The sequence below is a fragment of the Alcaligenes sp. SMD-FA genome (assembly GCF_025960365.1).
GTDB lineage: Bacteria > Pseudomonadota > Gammaproteobacteria > Burkholderiales > Burkholderiaceae_B > Alcaligenes > Alcaligenes aquatilis.
The window spans coordinates 480,606-499,174 of record NZ_CP110108.1 but is presented as its reverse complement, the minus strand read 5'-3'; the positions used below and the strand labels follow the sequence as shown (position 1 = coordinate 499,174).

The 18,569-nt window shown below is 53.0% G+C and carries 17 protein-coding genes and 2 pseudogenes; 11 read left to right on the top strand and 8 right to left on the bottom strand.

Translation table 11 applies throughout. The annotated features are described in order from the left end of the window. Window positions 1-76: 76 nt before the first annotated feature. From lldR to dld, 3 genes are read left to right on the top strand one after another with little or no spacing between them, the layout of a single operon-like run. A complete protein-coding gene (lldR, locus tag OKX01_RS02235) occupies window positions 77-856 on the top strand; it encodes a transcriptional regulator LldR (protein ID WP_108728179.1) in 780 nt (259 codons plus the stop codon). Next, window positions 853-1,992, top strand: a complete 1,140-nt coding sequence (gene lldD, locus OKX01_RS02230) for an FMN-dependent L-lactate dehydrogenase LldD (RefSeq protein WP_094195506.1) — start codon at window positions 853-855, stop codon at window positions 1,990-1,992. Before lldR ends, lldD begins: the two co-directional genes overlap by 4 nt. Window positions 1,993-1,994: 2 nt before the next feature. Beyond that, window positions 1,995-3,716, top strand: a complete 1,722-nt coding sequence (gene dld, locus OKX01_RS02225) for a D-lactate dehydrogenase (protein WP_094195505.1) — start codon at window positions 1,995-1,997, stop codon at window positions 3,714-3,716. Between the two features lie 204 nt (window positions 3,717-3,920). Here dld and OKX01_RS02220 read toward each other — a convergent pair whose 3' ends face one another. The 3 genes from OKX01_RS02220 to OKX01_RS02210 all read right to left on the bottom strand — a co-directional run bounded on the left by OKX01_RS02220 (window position 3,921) and on the right by OKX01_RS02210 (window position 6,200). Continuing rightward, complete coding sequence (locus OKX01_RS02220) at window positions 3,921-4,481, bottom strand: GNAT family N-acetyltransferase (protein ID WP_230018954.1); 561 nt, start codon at window positions 4,479-4,481, stop codon at window positions 3,921-3,923. Window positions 4,482-4,579: 98 nt separating this feature from the next. Then, window positions 4,580-5,581, bottom strand: coding sequence for a 2Fe-2S iron-sulfur cluster-binding protein (locus OKX01_RS02215; protein WP_264672392.1), 1,002 nt, complete (start codon window positions 5,579-5,581; stop codon window positions 4,580-4,582). A gap of 97 nt (window positions 5,582-5,678) precedes the next feature. Next, a complete protein-coding gene (locus OKX01_RS02210) occupies window positions 5,679-6,200 on the bottom strand; it encodes a MarR family winged helix-turn-helix transcriptional regulator (RefSeq protein ID WP_108728183.1) in 522 nt (173 codons plus the stop codon). A 101-nt stretch (window positions 6,201-6,301) separates the two neighbouring features. Here OKX01_RS02210 and OKX01_RS02205 point away from each other — a divergent pair, with 101 nt between their 5' ends. Further along, a complete protein-coding gene (locus tag OKX01_RS02205; protein WP_094195501.1) occupies window positions 6,302-7,279 on the top strand; it encodes a Bug family tripartite tricarboxylate transporter substrate binding protein in 978 nt (325 codons plus the stop codon). Between the two features lie 18 nt (window positions 7,280-7,297). Next, window positions 7,298-8,860, top strand: a complete 1,563-nt coding sequence (locus tag OKX01_RS02200; RefSeq protein ID WP_264672391.1) for a sulfatase-like hydrolase/transferase — start codon at window positions 7,298-7,300, stop codon at window positions 8,858-8,860. Between the two features lie 103 nt (window positions 8,861-8,963). On the opposite strand, the gene chrA is transcribed toward OKX01_RS02200, so the two are convergent. Beyond that, window positions 8,964-10,193 (bottom strand): chromate efflux transporter, encoded by a 1,230-nt coding sequence (gene chrA, locus OKX01_RS02195; protein ID WP_264672390.1) that lies wholly within the window; start codon window positions 10,191-10,193, stop codon window positions 8,964-8,966. A gap of 69 nt (window positions 10,194-10,262) precedes the next feature. Next, window positions 10,263-10,940, bottom strand: a pseudogene (locus OKX01_RS02190) (LysR substrate-binding domain-containing protein); the annotation flags it as partial. Here OKX01_RS02190 and OKX01_RS02185 point away from each other — a divergent pair. The 4 genes and pseudogenes from OKX01_RS02185 to OKX01_RS02170 form a co-directional block, all read left to right on the top strand. After that, window positions 10,931-11,182, top strand: a pseudogene (locus OKX01_RS02185) (MFS sugar transporter); the annotation flags it as partial. The pseudogenes OKX01_RS02190 and OKX01_RS02185 overlap by 10 nt on opposite strands. Window positions 11,183-11,717: 535 nt before the next feature. After that, the gene (locus OKX01_RS02180) at window positions 11,718-12,140 is read left to right on the top strand and encodes a hypothetical protein (RefSeq protein ID WP_264672389.1); all 423 of its coding nucleotides are present in this window, start codon (window positions 11,718-11,720) and stop codon (window positions 12,138-12,140) included. Between the two features lie 60 nt (window positions 12,141-12,200). After that, a complete protein-coding gene (locus OKX01_RS02175; protein WP_264672388.1) occupies window positions 12,201-12,755 on the top strand; it encodes a hypothetical protein in 555 nt (184 codons plus the stop codon). An 85-nt stretch (window positions 12,756-12,840) separates the two neighbouring features. Then, the gene (locus OKX01_RS02170) at window positions 12,841-13,386 is read left to right on the top strand and encodes a hypothetical protein (RefSeq protein ID WP_264672387.1); all 546 of its coding nucleotides are present in this window, start codon (window positions 12,841-12,843) and stop codon (window positions 13,384-13,386) included. A 131-nt stretch (window positions 13,387-13,517) separates the two neighbouring features. Here the strand turns inward: OKX01_RS02170 and OKX01_RS02165 are convergent, their stop codons facing one another. Continuing rightward, window positions 13,518-14,693 carry a DUF4236 domain-containing protein gene (locus OKX01_RS02165; RefSeq protein WP_264672859.1) on the bottom strand — a complete coding sequence of 392 codons (1,176 nt, stop codon included), beginning with the start codon at window positions 14,691-14,693 and terminating at the stop codon, window positions 13,518-13,520. Between the two features lie 566 nt (window positions 14,694-15,259). Here OKX01_RS02165 and OKX01_RS02160 point away from each other — a divergent pair. Further along, the gene (locus OKX01_RS02160) at window positions 15,260-16,111 is read left to right on the top strand and encodes a hypothetical protein (RefSeq protein ID WP_264672386.1); all 852 of its coding nucleotides are present in this window, start codon (window positions 15,260-15,262) and stop codon (window positions 16,109-16,111) included. Then, a complete protein-coding gene (locus OKX01_RS02155; RefSeq protein ID WP_264672385.1) occupies window positions 16,108-16,848 on the top strand; it encodes a hypothetical protein in 741 nt (246 codons plus the stop codon). The genes OKX01_RS02160 and OKX01_RS02155 overlap by 4 nt, the downstream gene beginning before the upstream one ends. A gap of 62 nt (window positions 16,849-16,910) precedes the next feature. Here OKX01_RS02155 and OKX01_RS02150 read toward each other — a convergent pair whose 3' ends face one another. Both OKX01_RS02150 and OKX01_RS02145 read right to left on the bottom strand, forming a co-directional pair. Then, window positions 16,911-17,237: a type IV secretion system protein gene (locus tag OKX01_RS02150; RefSeq protein ID WP_413544468.1), complete on the bottom strand. Its 327-nt coding sequence runs from the start codon at window positions 17,235-17,237 to the stop codon at window positions 16,911-16,913. A gap of 360 nt (window positions 17,238-17,597) precedes the next feature. After that, complete coding sequence (locus tag OKX01_RS02145) at window positions 17,598-18,419, bottom strand: CopG family transcriptional regulator (protein WP_264672384.1); 822 nt, start codon at window positions 18,417-18,419, stop codon at window positions 17,598-17,600. Window positions 18,420-18,569: the final 150 nt, after the last annotated feature.

Below are 18,569 nucleotides of genomic sequence, written 5' to 3'. Positions count from 1 at the left end.
CCCGCCCTCATCCTTTATCAGCAAGGTGCACAGACTCGCGCCTTGCTGATTTATCTTTTCGCCACTTTCAAGAACTATGCGCCTCTCTGATCACGTCGCCCAACAACTACTGGCGCTGATTCAATCCAGCGATTTCAAGGCAGGGCAACGTCTGCCCGCCGAGCGTACGCTGGCAGCCCAATTGAACGTGTCGCGTGCTTCGCTGCGCGAGGCCATTCAGCAACTGAACACCCAAGGCATTTTGCGCAGTCAGGTTGGCTCAGGCACCTACCTGACTTCCCAAACGTCTCAATGGACGCAGCGTTCTGTAGACCCGCTGGCCGCCTTGATGCTGTCCGATCCCCAGTACCGCTACGATGTGCTGGAAGCGCGCATTGCTCTGGAAAGCAGCACCACCTGGCACGCCGCCCTGCGCGCCTCCCCCGACGACAAAGACAAGATCCTGCAGTGCTTCGAGCAAATGATTCGCTACCAGCAAAGTGGCGACACCGAGCAATCTGCCCGGGCCGATGCCCAGTTTCACCTGGCCGTTGCCGAAGCCTCCCACAACCTGGTGCTGGTTCAAGTCATGCGAGGACTGTTCGACCTGGTGCTCAGCAGTGTGACCCAGAACCGGGACATCATCATGTTTGTGCACGACTCGCCCGAAACCATCACACATCTGACCGCGCAGCACGAGGCCCTGGTCAAAGCCATTATTGATGGCGATGCGGCCCGTGCTCGCCACGTTGTCAATGAACACCTTGGTTACGTACGCAACACCCTTATTCAGGCCGACGAAGATCTTGCTCGCCGCGAACGAGCCGCGCGCTTGCAGACACTGCCCTCGACCTTAACGGACTCCGCCCTGCCATGATTATTTCCTCCTCGACCGACTACCGGCGTGCCGCCCAAAAACGACTGCCTCCTTTCCTGTTCCACTACATTGACGGCGGTGCCTACGCCGAGCACACCCTGCGCCGCAATGTGGATGATCTGGCCAATGTCGCCCTGCGCCAGCGTGTGCTGAAAGACATGAGCCAGTTGGATACCAGCATTGAACTGTTTGGTGAAAAGCTGTCCATGCCGGTGGCCCTGTCCCCGGTGGGTCTGACCGGTATGTACGCGCGTCGAGGCGAAGTACAGGCGGCCCAGGCGGCCGATGCACACGGCATTCCCTTTACCATGTCCAGCGTGTCGGTCTGCCCGATCGAGGAAGTGGCTCCACGACTGACACGGCCCATGTGGTTTCAGTTGTATGTGCTCAAAGACCGTGGCTTCATGCGCAATGCGCTGGAACGGGCGCAAGCCGCTGGCTGCAGCACTCTGGTCTTTACCGTGGACATGCCCGTACCCGGCGCACGTTACCGTGATGCCCATTCAGGCATGAGCGGCCCGAACGCCGCCCTGCGCCGCTACGTACAGGCCGTCATGCACCCTCGCTGGGCCTGGGATGTGGGCCTACTGGGCCGTCCGCATGATCTGGGTAATATCTCGCGCTACCTGGGCAAGCCGACGGGCCTGGCCGACTATATGGGCTATCTGGGTGCGAACTTCGACCCTTCCATTTCCTGGAAAGACCTGGAATGGATACGCGAATTCTGGAAAGGTCCCATGGTCATCAAAGGCATTCTGGACCCCGATGACGCCCGCGATGCAGTACGTTTTGGTGCCGATGGCATCATCGTCTCGAACCACGGTGGCCGCCAGCTTGATGGCGTCCTGTCCTCGGCCCGCGCCCTGCCCGCCATTGCCGATGCCGTCAAAGGCCAGATCAAGATTCTGGCGGACTCTGGTGTACGCAGCGGACTGGACGTGGTGCGCATGATTGCCCTGGGTGCCGATGCTGCCATGCTAGGCCGCGCCTACATCTATGCACTGGCCGCCGCCGGACAATCCGGCGTCGATCACCTGCTTGGCCTGATTGAAAAAGAAATTCGGGTCGCCATGACGCTGACCAGTGTCAGCAGTATTTCCCAGATCAGCTCTGACCTGCTTGTACAGGAGTCTTGACCATGTCAGTTTCCACCGGCGCTGCGGATTTGTTGCAGCAATTGCGCGCTATTGTCGGCAACCCCCACGTCCTGACGGACGACCGCAGCACGCGTCGTTACCGCAAGGGCCACCGTACGGGTGAAGGCAAGGTGTTGGCCGTAGTGCGGCCTGGAACGCTGCTGGAACAATGGCGCAGCCTGCAAGCCGCTGTCGCTGCCGATTGCATCGTGATCATGCAAGCGGCCAATACCGGACTGACGGGCGGCTCCACCCCCGACGGTGACGACTACGACCGTGACATCGTGCTGATGAACACCATGCGCCTACAAGGCATACAGGTCATTAACGATGGCGAGCAGGTTGTCTGCCTACCCGGTGCCACGCTCGATCGTCTGGAACAGACCCTGGCCCCGCTGGAGCGTGAACCCCATTCGGTGATTGGCTCCTCGTGTATCGGTGCGTCTGTGCTGGGCGGTGTTTGCAACAACTCCGGCGGTGCACTGGTGCGACGCGGCCCGGCCTACACGGAATTGACGTTGTACGCGCAAGTGCTGGACGATGGCACCTTGCAACTGGTCAATCACCTGGGCATCCATCTGGGGGATACCCCGGAAGAAATTCTGAGCCGCCTGGAACAAGGCAAGTACAGTGTCGCGGACATCATCAACGACCCGGAACGCAAGGCCAGCGACCCACGCTACGCCGAAGCTGTGCGCGATGTGGATGCCCAGACCCCAGCCCGTTTCAATGCCGACCCTTCACGCCTTTACGAAGCCTCCGGCTCGGCCGGCAAGCTGTGCATTTTTGCCGTACGTCTGGATACTTTCCCCAAAGAGGCCAGTACCGTTTTCTACATCGGCACCAATGACCCGGACGAGCTGACTGCCGTACGTCGCCACCTGCTGACGGACCTGCCCCGCCTACCTATTGCGGGCGAGTACATCCATCGCACCGCCTACGATATTGGCGAACAATACGGCAAAGACACCTTCTTGCTAATCGACCGTTTTGGTACGGCCAAAGTGCCGTCCGCCTTCGCTATGAAAAGCCGTATCGATGGTTTTTTTGAACGCTTTGGCTGGCGCGGCGTCACCGATCGCGTGATCCAGGCAATCATGAACCGCCTGCCCAGCCACCTGCCGCCGCGTATGCGTGAATGGCGTGATCGCTTCGAGCACCACCTGCTGCTGCGCGTCTCCAACGACACCGCCCAGGCCACGCGCGAATTTCTAAGTCAGCAATTTGAAGGCAGCCAGCAAGGTGCCTATTTTGAGTGCGATGCAGAAGAAGGCCGCAAAGCCTTTCTGCACCGCTTTGCCATTGCCGGTGCCGCCATCCGCTACCGTGAGTCGCACCCCGACAGCGTGGAAGATATTGTGGCGCTGGACATTGCCTTGCGCCGCAACGACAAGGAATGGGTGGAGCAACTGCCGGACGATATGGAAAAAGACATCGTCCACAAACTCTACTACGGCCACTTCCTGTGCCACGTGTTCCACCAGGACTACATCGTCAAAAAAGGCGTGGTTCCTCTGGATATGGAACACCGCATGTGGAAGCTGCTGGATGAACGCCGTGCCGAGTACCCGGCCGAGCACAATGTGGGCCACCTGTATATCGCCAAACCTGCCCTGGCCGGGTTTTACCGCGAGCTGGACCCGACCAACACCTTCAACCCCGGTATCGGCCACACTTCGCGTCGCAAGTGGTGGACAGTTTGCTGCGGCGGCAAGCACGACTAAAGACCGCCTTTTCTTGAAGGCACCCACAGGCTGCCAGCCACTCTTTTTCTTGTCCTGCAGCCTGTCTCTTTCATGCCCCCTTCGTTGAGACCCGCAAGTCGCTGGCCTGCCCAACGGGCAAGCCTTACTCACTACACGGTAACCGTCACTGTGGCGGGAGCAGGAATAACGGTTGGCTGACCGAACTCGGTCGAAACCAAGTTTCTATTCCAAGCAACACAGCAGATGGATATCTTCCGGGTCCAGCTCAAACAAACGGGCATCAGGCTCTGGCGCGATTTCAAAACCATGCGCCCTATAGAAATCCACCGTATTCACTGAAGGCGTGGCCGAGGCATAGACCGCCTTCGCACCCCATTCCACAGCCTGTTTCTTGGCCTGATCCAGCAGCCATACGCCCATGCCCTGCCCTCGCAAGGACTGGCTGACATGCAGAAAGAAAAGTTGACGCCAATCGCCTTGTGGCCCCAAAGGCAAGCTGTCCAGACCCACAGCAGCCAGCAAAGTCTTCCCCTTGAATACGCCCATGAACCAGGCGCCACGATGAAAGGCGTCCTCATGTTCAGGGTGATATTTTTCCGGGTCGCCCTCCGGCCAGCCGCGCAGATCAATATCAGCCGCTTGCTTGTGCAACACGCCATTACGCAACTCGTACAAACCGTCGATCCGCTCGCTACGGTCTATGGACCACAGCAGGTTCAGTTCGGATTCTTGAAGGGGACGAAACGCGCAGCCGTCAGGCAGAGAAAGAGAGGAGTCAGGCACAGTATTCCATGCAGATGATGGGATAAAACAAGAGTTAAAACGCATAAGGCTCGATAGTAAACAATCGCCACAGGCGCTGCTATGCAGACATGGCCTACTCAAGGCGTAAAAAACACATTCACATGCAGGTTCTGCACCTTCACTCCGCGTTTGAGCACCATACCGACAGCCTCATCCACCATGGAGGGGGACCCTGCCACATACACCTTCCAGCCATTCAGATCAGGCAGGTCCTGGCCCACCGCATCAGTCACCATGCCCCTTCGGTACGGTACCACCGGCATCCCAGATAACACAGGCGTAAAGCTCAGATTGGGGTAACGTTCTTGCAAGGCTTTGAACTCGTCTTCGCAGTACAAGTCCCGCCGCTCCCGCACCCCAAAATACACATGAATAGGCTGGCTCATGCCCCAGCCCAAGGCCGTCTCTACAATCGACTGGATCGGTGCCAGGCCTGTTCCACCGGCAATACAAAGCATCGGCCCGCCATAGCCATCGCGCAGATAGGATGAGCCTAGCGGCACCGTCAGGCTGACCGGCTCACCTTGCTGCAAGACCGTATGCACATAGGCCGAAGCCACCCCACGCGGCACGCGGCGCACGTAAAAATCCAGCTCTGGCGCCCCCGGAGGATTGGCCATGGAATAACTACGCACCGGAGCCTGTCCAAACTTGATATCCGCGTACTGCCCCGCAAAGAAAATCAACGGTTCCTGACCATCCAAACGTATTCGCACCAGCCGGATATCGTGGGTCAGATCCTTGATACAGGACACGGTGCCCGTCAGTTCCCGGGACGGGATCAAGCCCCGAACATCATCGGTCCCTATCCAGCCCACCGTCACATCGGTTTGGGGAACCGCTCTACAGGCCAGAATCAGGCCCCTGGCCTTTTGTTCCTCGGTCAGCGCAAAGCGGGAGTACTCCATCATCTCCACCTGCCCCTTGACCAGGCGCGTCTTACAGCCCCCGCATACCCCTGTCTTGCAGCCATGAGGGTAAGAGATCCCGTGCTCCAGGGCAGCCTGCAAAATGGTTTGATGATCCTGTGCCTGAATGTGCTCTTGTCTCTGCTGGATAAGAATAGTTTTGCCAGCCATGCTTGCCTCTCCTCGCTCCTTTCGGGCCATAGTGCTGCACTCTTGCTCGCGAAGCAATCAGAAGAACCAGAAGTCATAAGCCGGTGCGCGGACCAACTTATCGATTCCGACGAGCCCGCTCCTGCACCACATTACTTTCCAGCACTAAAGCCGCCCGGCTGCTAATCCGGTCCAGCATGCTGCTCAGGGCCGTCATTTCTGCGGCACTCAGGTCCTGAAAGATCTCCTCGTTCAAGGAAGCCACAATCGGCATGACCTCCTTGTAACGCTGCATACCCAACTCCGTTACCGAGACATGCACCACACGCGTGTCTTTGGTATCGCGCGTGCGCTTTAACAAGCCCTTTTCACACAGAGAGCTGACCGCCCGTGAACAGCGTGCCGTATCCAGCGATACAGCCTCAGCCAAGGCCGTGCCCGTCAAGGCGGGGTGCATGCTGGCGATAGCCAGAATGCGCCATTCACGGCGCGTGATATTGAAGCGCCCCTCGCACAAGCGAATAAAAATCGGGTTGCCTGCTGACCAGGCCCGATACAACTGGAACATCATCATGGCCGGAAGCGTAGGAGCCGGAACGGCGCTTGCCGGGGTAGAAGAAGACGGGGAGGGGCTGACCATAGAAGGACCTTTAGCCTTAAAGATACTTGATTAGAACAAGTATCAGCCCCCTTGGTAAGCTGCGGTAAAAACTGATGGAAATCAAAAAAAGGAGACAAATCATGACCAAGAACCGCCTTCGCGCCACGCTAACAAGCTGTCTGCTGTCAGGGCTGTTGTTCACTGGCTTATCCCATGCAGCCACCCCCATTGAAGACCTGACCGTCGTTGTCCCTTATGCCCCCGGAGGCGCCTCTGATCGAGCTGCCCGCATTGTGTCAGACAGCCTGCACCAAAAACTTGGCATTCCCGTGGTGGTCGAGAACAAAACCGGCGCGGGGGGCCGAATTGCCGCCCAGTATGTCAAAAATACAGCAGCAGACAAGAATGTGCTGATCCTGGCCAATCCCGCCATCATGGTGGTCGCCCCCCTGGTTTTCAACGACATCCCGTACAAGCCCGACAGCGACTTTCAAGCGGTTTCCATGGTGACCGAATACGGCTTTGGGGTGGCCGTATCGGCAGACAGCGACATTAAAACCATGGATCAACTGATCACCTGGGCCAAAGCGCATCCCGGTGCTTTCAATATCGGTGTTCCCGCCACCGGCAGCCTGCCCCACTTCTTTGGCCTGATGCTGTCCCAGCAAATTGGCTCCAAGGGCGAGATTATTGGCTACCGTGGCTCGGCCCCTGTGATTACCGACCTGATCGGCGGCATTTTGCCCGTGGCTATTGATACGCTGGATGTGCTGACCGCCCAACACCAAGGCAAACGCATCCGCATTCTGGCTACCTCCGGCAGCGAGCGTGAAACCGCCCTGCCAGACGTCCCCACCCTAAAGCAGTCGGGTGTTGAGCTGGAAGCCTCGGGCTGGAATGCTTTCTTCGCCCCCGCCTCCATGCCTGCCGACAAAGTGACCCAACTGGGCGAAGCAATCAAGGCTGTCACCAGCGACCCGGCCCTGCAAGAGACACTGCTGAAAAATGAATTGATCCCTGTGTCTGCCAATGCAGAAGAAACCCGCGTCCGCATCGAACAATTCCGCCAACAATGGGCACCCGTTATTCAAGCCTCCGGCTTTAAAGTCACGCAATAAACCAGCAACACAAACAACATGACACAACGCAAGAACGTCCTGTTCATCATGGCCGATCAGCTACGCGCTGATCACCTGGCCTGCTACGGGCACCCTCATATTCGTACCCCCCATCTGGATGCACTGGCTGCCAAAGGGGTGCGCTTTGATCGCGCTTTCGTTAACTCCGGCGTTTGCGGCCCATCGCGCATGAGCTACTACACAGGCCGCTATCCTTCTACTCATGGTGCCACCTGGAACCGCGTGCCCTTGTCGGTAGGCGAGGTCACCATGGGCGAGTACTTGCGCGCCGGTGGGCACAAGCTGGTGCTGGCGGGTAAAACCCATATCATGGTTGACCACAAAGGGCTGGAGCGACTGGCACTGGACGGCGGCAGCGAGCTGGCCCGCCTGCTGAAAACAGGTGGCTTTGAGGAAATAGACCGCTACGACGGCCATCACGAACCGGGCGAAGAAAGCGGCTACCCGGCCTACCTGCGACGTCATGGCTACCAGTCCGATGACCCATGGACAGACTTTGTCATCTCCGCACGCGGCCCTGATGGAGAGGCCGTCAGCGGCTGGCATATGCGCAATGCCCGCTACCCCTCTCTGGTGGAAGAAAAGCACTCGGAAACGGCCTATATGACGGATCAGGCCCTGTCCTTCATGGAGCGCATGGGAGACGAACCCTGGGTCCTGCACCTGAGCTACGTCAAACCCCATTGGCCCTATATTGCCCCCGCGCCCTACCACGATATGTACAGCGCAGATCAATGCCTGCCCGTGGTCCGCAACGAGGCCGAACTTAGCAACGCGCACCCTGTGCTAGAAGCCTACCGCCAGCAAGAAGAATGCGTCAGCTTCTCCAGCGACGCCTGCGTGGAGACCGTCCGCCCCGCCTACCAGGGGCTGATCACCCAATTGGACGACCACCTGGGTCGCTTGTTCGACTTCATGTCCCGCAATGGCCTGATGGACAACACCCTGATCATCTTCACCGCCGATCACGGGGACTTCCTGGGCGATCATTGGCTGGGCGAGAAAGAGCTGTTCTACGACACCGTGCAGCGCGTACCTTTCATCGTCTACGACCCGTCTCCGGAAGCAGACGCTACGCGTGGAACCGTCGATGACAGAATGGTCGAAGCCGTGGATGTACTGCCCACCATGCTCTCCTGGCTGGGCCTGCCACCGGCCCCGCACCGCATTGAGGGACGAGACCTGCTGCCCCTGCTGCACGGCGCCCATCCCCCTTGGCGCGACTGCGTGTTTTCCGAACTGGACTACAGCTATCGACTGGCGCGCGTGCTACGTGACAAATCACCGTCCAATGCCAGAGCCTGGTCCCTGCGCAGCGACCGTTGGCGTTATGTGTATTGGCTGGACGAGCCCGAGCAGCTTTACGATCTGCATGCAGACCCAGAACAGTTCAACGACCTGGGCCAATCTGCCGAGCATGAGCATATACGAGAGGAATGCCGAGAACGCTTGCTGCAATGGTTCACCAGCCTGAAACGCCGTACTACCGTGACGGAAGAAGAAGTCGAACGCGGCACCAATGCGTATAAAAAGGCAGGGGTGTTTTTTGGGCAGTGGTAAAGCCTAGAAGCTTGCTTGGCTTGGCGCTGTCAGCCTGAAGTCTGAAAGCGCCAGGCCACCGTCTTTCTACAGGTCAAGAGCAAGCAACCAGGAGCCGCTATCGTCAAAGGACAGAAATCCCCCAGGCTCCCAACCCCGCCAAAAACACCACCACGACAGGAGGCACCCGCCCTACCGTCAGCAAACCGAACAAAAGCAAAGCCAGCGCAACATCTGCCCGACTGTGAATGGCACTGGTCCACACCGGGTCATACAGAGCCACACCCAGAATGCCGACCACACCAGCATTCACACCGGCCATCGCCGTCCGCATCCCTGCCCTATGCCGCAAGCCCTGCCAAAAAGGCAAAACGCCAATCAGAATCAAGACCGCCGGTATAAAAATCACCACCAATAAAACCAGTCCACCCAGCCATCCGTGCAAGGGCCCTTGAGCCATCGCCCCGATATACGCCGCAAAGGTAAACAAGGGTCCCGGTACCGCTTGAGCGGCACCATAACCCACCATCAAATCCGCATTGCTGACCACCCCGCTCGGCACCACCGAGGCCTGCAATAAAGGCAACACTACATGCCCACCCCCAAACACCAAGGCCCCGGAGCGATACACGCCTTCCAGCAACTGCGCCGTAGACGAACCCGTCGCCGCTGCCCAAACAGGCAAGGCAATCAGCAGGCCCGCAAACAGCAGCAAAGCCACTATCCCCACCTTGCGCGACACCGGATACGCATGGGCCTGCGCCGCACCTGCCTGAATGACATCCAACCTCCACCAAGCCAGCAGACCCGTGATCACAATTGCGGCCACCTGCCCAAACGCAGAGGGCAGCAAAAGACTCAACAAAGCCGCCAGAATCGCCAAGGCCGCTCTGGCGCGATCAGGACATAAAGAGCGAGCCATCCCCAGCACCGCCTGCGCCACAATCGCGACGGCCACAATCTTGAGGCCATGCACCCAAGCAGACTCGGCAACACCTGGGAACCCAGCCACACTCAAGGCAAACAGAATCAACGCCATCGCCGAAGGCAAGGTAAAACCCATCCAGGCAGCCAGCAAACCCAACCAGCCCGCACGCCCCAAACCAATCGCCATCCCCACCTGACTGCTGGCCGGCCCCGGCAAGAACTGACACAAGGCGACCAGATCCGAATAACTGCGATCATCCAGCCAGCGACGACGCTCCACAAACTCCGCGCGGAAATAGCCCAGATGCGCGATCGGCCCACCGAATGAGGTGAGGCCCAGTTTCAGGAAGGCCCAAAAGACCTCCAGAGGCTTGCCTTGTTGAATCGCCGCCTGCTGCGGTAAAGGCGTATTCCTAGAACCATTCATCGCTGTTAGAACTCCCCCGAAAACAATCAAGCGCCACTATAGTGTGACACCTCAAATCACTACTCTTTATTATTTGTGAGGCTCCCGCCCCCTATCTACACTACAACCACCCGCATTGGCATCCCAGCATTCACTCGAATAACTAACAAACGTAGAGATCCTGGCCGATAAAGCAGTGTTGCGATAGTAAACAGCATTGATAGGCTGACGCATCTCCAGCGCCTGCTTGGGGAGCACCTCCACCAAGCGCCCTTCCGCACGGTCCCGATGCGTCATGAAGTCCGACAAGCACACCATCCCCTGACCTGCCAACGCCAATTGGCGCAAGGTTTCCCCGCTGGAAGACGCAATAGTCGGCTTGATATGCAAAGGCATCCCGTCCGGCACAGGCAAAGGCAAAGGCCAGTCATTCAAGCTCAAGGGCTGGGTAAAACCCAGCAGCACATGATTCTCCAGCTCCGCCACATCACGCGGCTGACCGTGCTTCTTCAAATAAGCAGGAGACGCCAGAACACGTAAACGACAACTGCCGATAGGCCGCGCATGCAAGGTGGAATCCTTGAGCCGACCAATACGGATCGCCACATCAATACGATGCTCCAGCAAGTCAATCCAGCCCTCGTTACTGGTCAGCTCCAGATTCACTTGTGGATAGCGCTCCCGGTAACCGCCCACCAAAGGGATCACACAATGCAGGATAAAAGGCGAGGCCGAATCCACACGCAAACGCCCGGCAGGCTGTAGACGTGGCCTCTGGGCTGAACATTGCGGCGTTCAATATCGGGATTGCTATCGGCGCATTGGGCGGCGGGGTGATCGTGGAACGGATGGGATTGATCCATACCACCTGGATCGGGGCTGAGATTGTGTTGCTGGCTTTGGGACTGACGGTGTTGGCAGGGAGATTGGATCGGCGGGATCGGGAGGGGGCGAGCAGGACGCCTACTACGACGTTGAGGGCTTGCAAGACGAAAGCAGTGGATTGCTAAGTGGGCGTTACGGCTGGCAGTGATGAGGGCCCATCCTGCCAGCCTCTTGCCAAGACAAACTCATATCACAGCCCGAATCTGCTCAAACTTATCTGCAAGGGAGTATGTCTGTGACTCCCCTGCGATTAATCCTCATCTCGATACAGCCTGCGAAAAATTAAGCACTACATTAGCCTGCTTTCGGCGGCTTCCCACTAGATGCCTAAAGGCAACTTGCCAGAGATACAAGGCTGAGAGTGTAAAGCCAGAAACATAGTGGCTAACGAACACTGTGCTCCCTAGGCCAGATACACCATATCCGATTACGAACACTCTGCATTAATGTGAATTTCAGAAAAAAAGAGCAGACACTAAAAAACAATAGAATCATTCAAAAAAATAAAATTAGACATTAAAAATAAATCGCCTAACTAATAGAAATAGAAAAAACAAACAAACAAAACAATGAATTAGGCAACTTTACCAATACAAACCACCAATTAAAAATAATTAATGGGGAATAGAATAAAAAAACAGAACCAACCAAGGAATAGAATTGAAAAAAATATTCAATTTAACTTCATTTATTGTCATTCAGTTTTTTTTATTTACATCTAACGCATACGCGCAGAACTTCTGGACGGGGAAACACACTCTCCAAATAACGAGGCTGGAAACCTATCACCTGAGCTTCAACCCCATCCAGTTTGGCCATTCCTTGCCAGCAGGAGCAAAAATCGAGCGTGTTGAAGCCTCTATGTTTGGAGACCAAATCGACAGAGTTTCGTCAATAACTCATGTTTGCTGGAACGGCATTTCGGAGTGCGTACCAATGTACGGCAAGGAATTCACCACCTACAACTTCAGAAACCGCGACGCTAGCAAGCCAATATACGTCGTGCTTCGCGCAACCAGCTTTGGTGGTCTCTATCCTGCTGTCTATGTGCCCATAACGGTCACCGTTTATTACAAACTCTAAGCCACGACCAGACGTCATCCTCACGCCCCTGCCCTGATACCTGTTCAAAAAGGTCCACTCATGTTTGTTCGCTCTTCTACCCCTGAAGCTGTGCCTGGTGTGCCAGTCAACAACAAGCGACAGTTTGATACTACAAACTCCTCCAATTTTAGGGAGGTTCTTGCTGAACTTTCCAAACAGGTCAGCATTTCAAAAATCGATTTACCCAGCCCCACCCCACCAAAACCTCAAGAAAATATCGTTAAAAGCGTCTTCGTCATGGACGAGTCCATTCACAAAATGGACGATGCCATGCTGAGAGACTTGCTTAAAGGGATGGTTTACGAAGACATAACAGGCAAAGGAGATGGCCCAGGAGGATTACTGGATCTGACCGAGTGGATACATGGAGGACCTATCCGTTACTCCAATACGGGTGAACTGGTAACTGCAGAGAGCAAAACCTATTTCAATGCGGCAGCAAGCCAATACCGATCACAGAAAATTTCAGTGCTTGAGACAGGATTACGAAACGGCACCCCACTGATCGAGATCTATGAAAACCTGTGTGAGCTAACGTCACAGCAACCCGTCCGGTTCCTGGGGATGATGGGGTATCTGGTTGCACCAACGTAAATCGCTGTTCACTTGAAGACCTATAAGCGAAGCATTGATATACCCGCCTTTCTCAACTGCAACAGACAACTCCAGGACGCGACTTATGCTTATCAACTCATCAACACCACAGTTTGCTTTAGCTGACACAACCGTCAATCAACGGCAGCCCAATGCAAACACGACTACCTCCAGTTTCCAAGCTGCTCTTGCGGCAGCATCTACACAAGTGACGATCTCGCCTGCAGCTCAACAACAAGCTCAGGTCACCCAGCTTAAGCATGGCAGCTTTGCAATGCGCGACACCGTCAGCAAAATGGACGAAAGGGAATTTGGCGCTTTTCTGAAAGATATCGTGTATGAAGGAGGGCCCAAAAGACTAGCCCTGCACGAAATCATGGTTGATATCACCGACTGGCTAAAAGGTGGACCGATGTACTACTCAAATACACGGGAGCCGGTCACGGAAGAAAGCACCGCCTATTTCATGATGGCTGATACCAAATACCAGGCGGAGAAAGTCGCCTTGTATGAGCTGGAACTAAGTAAGGGCACGCCGCTTATTGATATTTATGACAAGTTGTCAGACTTGACGTCCAAACAACCTGCACGGCTTTTGGGGATGAGGGGGTATCTGGTTAAGCCGACTTGATTCGGCCTATCCGATGTTAAAGGCTACATGTTCTGATGAAGCCAACAGGGGGCTGTTCACAGGCTCCCTTTTTAAAAACGCAATTCCAACTGCTCCGTCTTAGTGTCAAAGGATTTGGAGCAAACAGCCCATCAAAAGGGCTCAATAGGTTTAAAAACCCCCGTCTTGCTCATATTGCGCCGAAGATCAAACTGAGCCAGTGCCTCCACCACATCAATCATGGGCAACATCTCAAAATTTATCCCTGCCCATGCCTCCCGACTCACATTCACAGAATACAAATAATCATCACGCAACTGCCCAGTAGCCGGGGCATGGCGCTGAGAAAAGCCCGATAGCGTAATGCGCTGAACAACGGGAAGTGCCGCAAAGGTCTCACCAATAATTCGGAAGCCTACCCCATGCACATGGGCCATATAACGCTTACGAGCCTGAACCATGGGCAGCTCCTTCACAGATAACTTCAACCCCCTTGCCGGAACCGCAGCAATCTTCGAGGGCATGTCTTCAATCTCCGGCAAATCCACATCCAAACAAACACGAGCCCCCTGCTCCGAAATCTCCAGCGATATCAATGTCTCCCTAGGCCACGCAATATCCCGCAAAGTGGCTTCCAGCCATTGCTCCATCGCGGCTGTATCGTGATAGATGTCCTGTTCTAGAAGCTTACGCCGCTGCTCTTGTTCATAAGCATGTTGGGATTGCTCACTTTTCCACGCTGCCAACAAATCTTGATGCTCCATGACCCTATGCTGATTACGCAGATTCAGTTGCTCCACACGTCTCGGGAATAACTTCTCCCACCACTTGGCTCGCGGCAAGACAGGGGCTATAGGCTCGGGGACATGAAACATATCCGGGACGTACTTAGGGGCAATATCAGGAGCAGGAGTATCTAGATGAATGCTGGCCACCGCCTCACACTCACTATTTATTTCATCGCATTTACGCTGGATCAAGCTTTGGATAGCCTGGCGATTTTGCTTCTTAGCCAACTCCATAAGCGACTCAGAAACAGGCTCTCCGTCCTGATCATGGAAAGTCAACATCCCTTGATCCGTGACCTCACACACCAAAGAGAAAGTCTGTACTTGCTTAACAGACTGGCGCGGCTTGGGGGCAGGCGCTGCTTTATATAAGGAATGACGGGCAGAAAAACCCAAAAAACTGGTATTGAGATGCGCCCCACGTTTCCCAACATTCACCGTTGAGCCTCTCGGCCCCAAAGTCCAGCTCACACCCGAGCCACTCAAATTCATGCGTATGCCTGGAGCCAACTTGATAGATCGCCGAAAACGTACAGCCACAACTCCCTCCACGCTTTTTAATAGTTTTAGAAGCTTATGATTTTTCAGAAAAAGGCTTTGAAATGCCGAAAATCTGATGGAGATATATAACACTGAGCCGCCATTAACTCAAAGCTAAAGGCAGCGAACGACATGGCCTATCTACTGCAGGGAGATAGGCAGAAAGGAGCAAGAAATGCGACAACTACAGACAAAGGTAAACGGCACAGTAGCTATTCTGTATTTGTCTAAATGCCCGGAAAGATTCCCTGATCAGGGATCGAAACTGCGCCTATCTTCTAGCTATTTGAGCTGTGGGAAGTTTTAGGGATGGAGCCAGGGCCTAAATCGGGCCAGCGCGTCTTGCGGCGGGGGATTCTGAGTCGGTGGTTTACAGTGTTTATACAGGGAAATGGGGCGAATTCTAGCGTAGGTTGAAATAGGTAAAACCATTTTCAAATCAGCAGGTTATATAATTTTATATAAATTATTTGAAATTTAATATTCCTAGTTCGTGTTGCTCGCAACTAACAGCCCTGACGAAGAAAGATACTAAGCGATGAATCTGTAGTAAAAGGTAAATTATTTTGAAAAAATTAATCTTTACCGGGAAATTCATGGCATATAACTTAGACGTAGTGATTGAAACACCACAGGATGATGTTGATATGAAGGCAGGGCTGGATACCCTGCAAGGTTCGTCTGATGCTATCAGGTGCATTTCCGAGTCAATATTGACGAAGCAAGTTCCGGAGCGATTGACACATAAAAGTAAAGTTCGGACTTTGCTCAAGCAAAGCTTCAGGGGATCCTATGGGCAGGTTTTTCAGCTTGAAATCCTTGATGATGAGCTTCAAGCAGCATTCAATCGGATAGGTCGTGAGGCCTTTTCTGAACTAATTGCTTTCTATTTGAACGAAGCAATGAATGTTGATTCGCGAGGTTTAAGCCCAAAAGCTGAAAAAATTGTCGAAAGTCTTGGAGAGGTTTCTGAAGCACTAACGAACCAGCTTCGCAAGTCATCTGTCAAAAACATTCATGAGGTTCCAATCAAGTTCAATCAAGATGTCAAGCTACGTTTTAGAAAGAATCGAGACAATCAGACGGTGCTTGCCCGTTTTGATCAAAATACCGCTAAGTTCTTCAAAGCCATTGAAGGAAAACAGCAGTCGACCCTTTCTGCAATAATCTCACGTCTGAACATACACACCGGTAATGGCAGGCTTCAAGAAGAAGGATCCGATCATACAGTTCCGTTTAGTTTTGCCGCAGAATATAAAGTTATTAGTCTCAAAGCAAAAAAGGTTTTCTCGGCAAATCTTGACCACAACAATGGCTTGGAGGAAAAGGACTGGGCTTACTTGAAGCTCTTGGTGAGGCCTATAAACCTTGTCGATGGGACACTGATTAAATACCTAATCGAAGGCTACTACGAGTGAAATACTTCGGCCTAATAGCTGCTGCTGCTCTTGTCTTGCTTTTGACGATCGGTGTTTATGTATATCATTTTTACGGGACACTGAACTACGGCATCTCATTTAGTACAGATGCGTGGGGGCAGTTTGGAGATTACTTCGGTGGAATTTTGAACCCACTATTGAGTTTCATAGCGTTAATATGCCTCATCCAGTCGCTGACACTGCAGAATCAAGCAAACTCAGACCTTCGTGCAGAATTGAAACAAACAAAGCAGCATGAAAAGCTCCGCTCTTTCAATCTTCTTTTCTTTAACATACTAGAAGCTCAAAAGACCCAAGTTGGGAATTTTTCTATTAAGACTAGAGCAGGAGTAGCCAGTAAAAAAATTTCTGGTATTGATGCTATTTTGCACCTTGAGCAGGAAATTGAGGCGCTGAGAGAAGGCGGGGCCTCTAACAAGGATATAGAGGAATATCTAGAAGAGGTTGATTTTAAAGATTGCATCTTCGGAATGCTTCGTTCCTTTTATCTTGCCTCAAGGCTAGTGACAGATAGACTGAGTGATGCTGAAGGATTTTCTTTAATGGAGCGAAGTAGTCATTATCAAACATTAATTAATTTCACCGATTTTTCGCAGTTAAGATTGATTTTAATAGCCACTCAATTTACCACGGGGCCTTACGCCGATTTCCTTAAGTCTCACTCCGAACTCCAGGCAACTCTAGATGCAGTGGGATTGAAATTTGATCTGTATTGATAAATGTCTCACCGCATTAATTTTTACAAAAAACAGATTATTCATGATGGAACGTATGGCGGCTAGCTAACAGTTGATTGACAAAAGATGCAACAACTTGAGTAACCGGCCTCAGCATGACACCACTGATGACACACCTCCAGCCAAGTACGATGCTGCTTCGTATGCCAGTCGCTGCAAGGACTGGTGATGCCCGTAACGATCAGGATTTCAAGCATGGTAGCCATCGGGTGATCAGTGGTCACTGCCAGTACCTTGGCAGTAAGCGAACTGAAGAACTTCGTGCCCATGCCAAGGACGGTGTTAACCAAGGCGCTCTGCATGATGGGAGTCATCACTTGCCCAAACCAACTATCAAACCACTTGGCCGTCACCGGAAACATCAGCATTGCGATGAAAAAGGGGCCGATACCCAGCATGACTTTGGAGGTAATGACTATGGCACCGGCTGGAATGGCGATAAGGAGCGTAGAGCCATGAACTCTAGCGTCTTTCCAAGCTGCAACTTACCTCAAGGGCACGACAAACCTTTAGAACACAGAACGCCCAGACAATAAGATAAGTAAGCTAATTTTTTAGAGTTCCCAGCATAGGGCTAAGACTTGAATCGCGCTAAGTGCTTATGAACACTAGGGATTTTTGAGTGGTGCCGGGGCCGGACTCGACCTAAATTTTAATTATTTGATATTAAACGAAAAAATATTTAATAATATATTTTATACCAACAAATATACCAACAAAAAATTATCCTAGTTTGGCACGCCATGCTCGTAAGCATTGTGGATCAGCAGTTCAATTAATTCGGTTTTGGTCCTCCCCCCTCTCTTAGCGAGCTCGTCGAGTTGCTCTCGTGCATGCTCAGATAAAGAAAGGTTGGTTTGAGTCTTGCCTTGGCGATTAGCTTTAGTCTGTTCAGCCTTGAACTTCCTCTTGATCTGCCCAAGATGATAGAGCTTTGCGTCCAAGTCGAAATTGGTGCTGTCGAGAAATGTCAAAACGTCCTTTTTACCGACAAACTCCAGAGCATGTCTTGCTGCCCACTGATGATTGATCTGATACCACTGCCAGGCAATTTTACATTTTTCATTTTCCTTGCCACCGCTGTCGTACCAATCGAAGTGCCTATCATCGACCTGTTGCTGAACCCAGGCCATTTGTAGGCGATCCAGTATACGTTTTTTTTCAAATATTGTTTCATCCAAATAATCGAGAAGCAATACTAACTTTTGCTTTTCTGTAAGACCAACAAAATAGCTAAGTACCGAATTACGTTGACCTTGCAAATATTTTTTTAATAACCAAGCAGGTTGACGCCCAAATTTCTCTATCCATTGCAGGTCTCGCTCAGGAACGAAGGCGCGGCTTTGAGTATCTTCAATCTCACAAATAAAGCGTCTACGACTATCTAGATATTCAGCCATCCTATCGCGCATACCTGGTGTTCCAAAATCCTCAACATCGAACTCTGCTCCATTATCTCGGAGCACAAGCCAAAGCCAGTTAGTGGCGCGGTCATCTACTATCCAACCAGAAAAAATCTTTTGCAACCTATCATCATTTCTAATGGCCATGCTCTATCTCCCTATTAATGCCGATAGTAAAAATCTAACTAAAACCAGTAAGCATGGCATGTGGCCGACCAACGACTAGAATATAACTACATAGGAACTATAACTTAGTTATATGTGAACTTTATAAGAACTATATTAGAACTATACCTC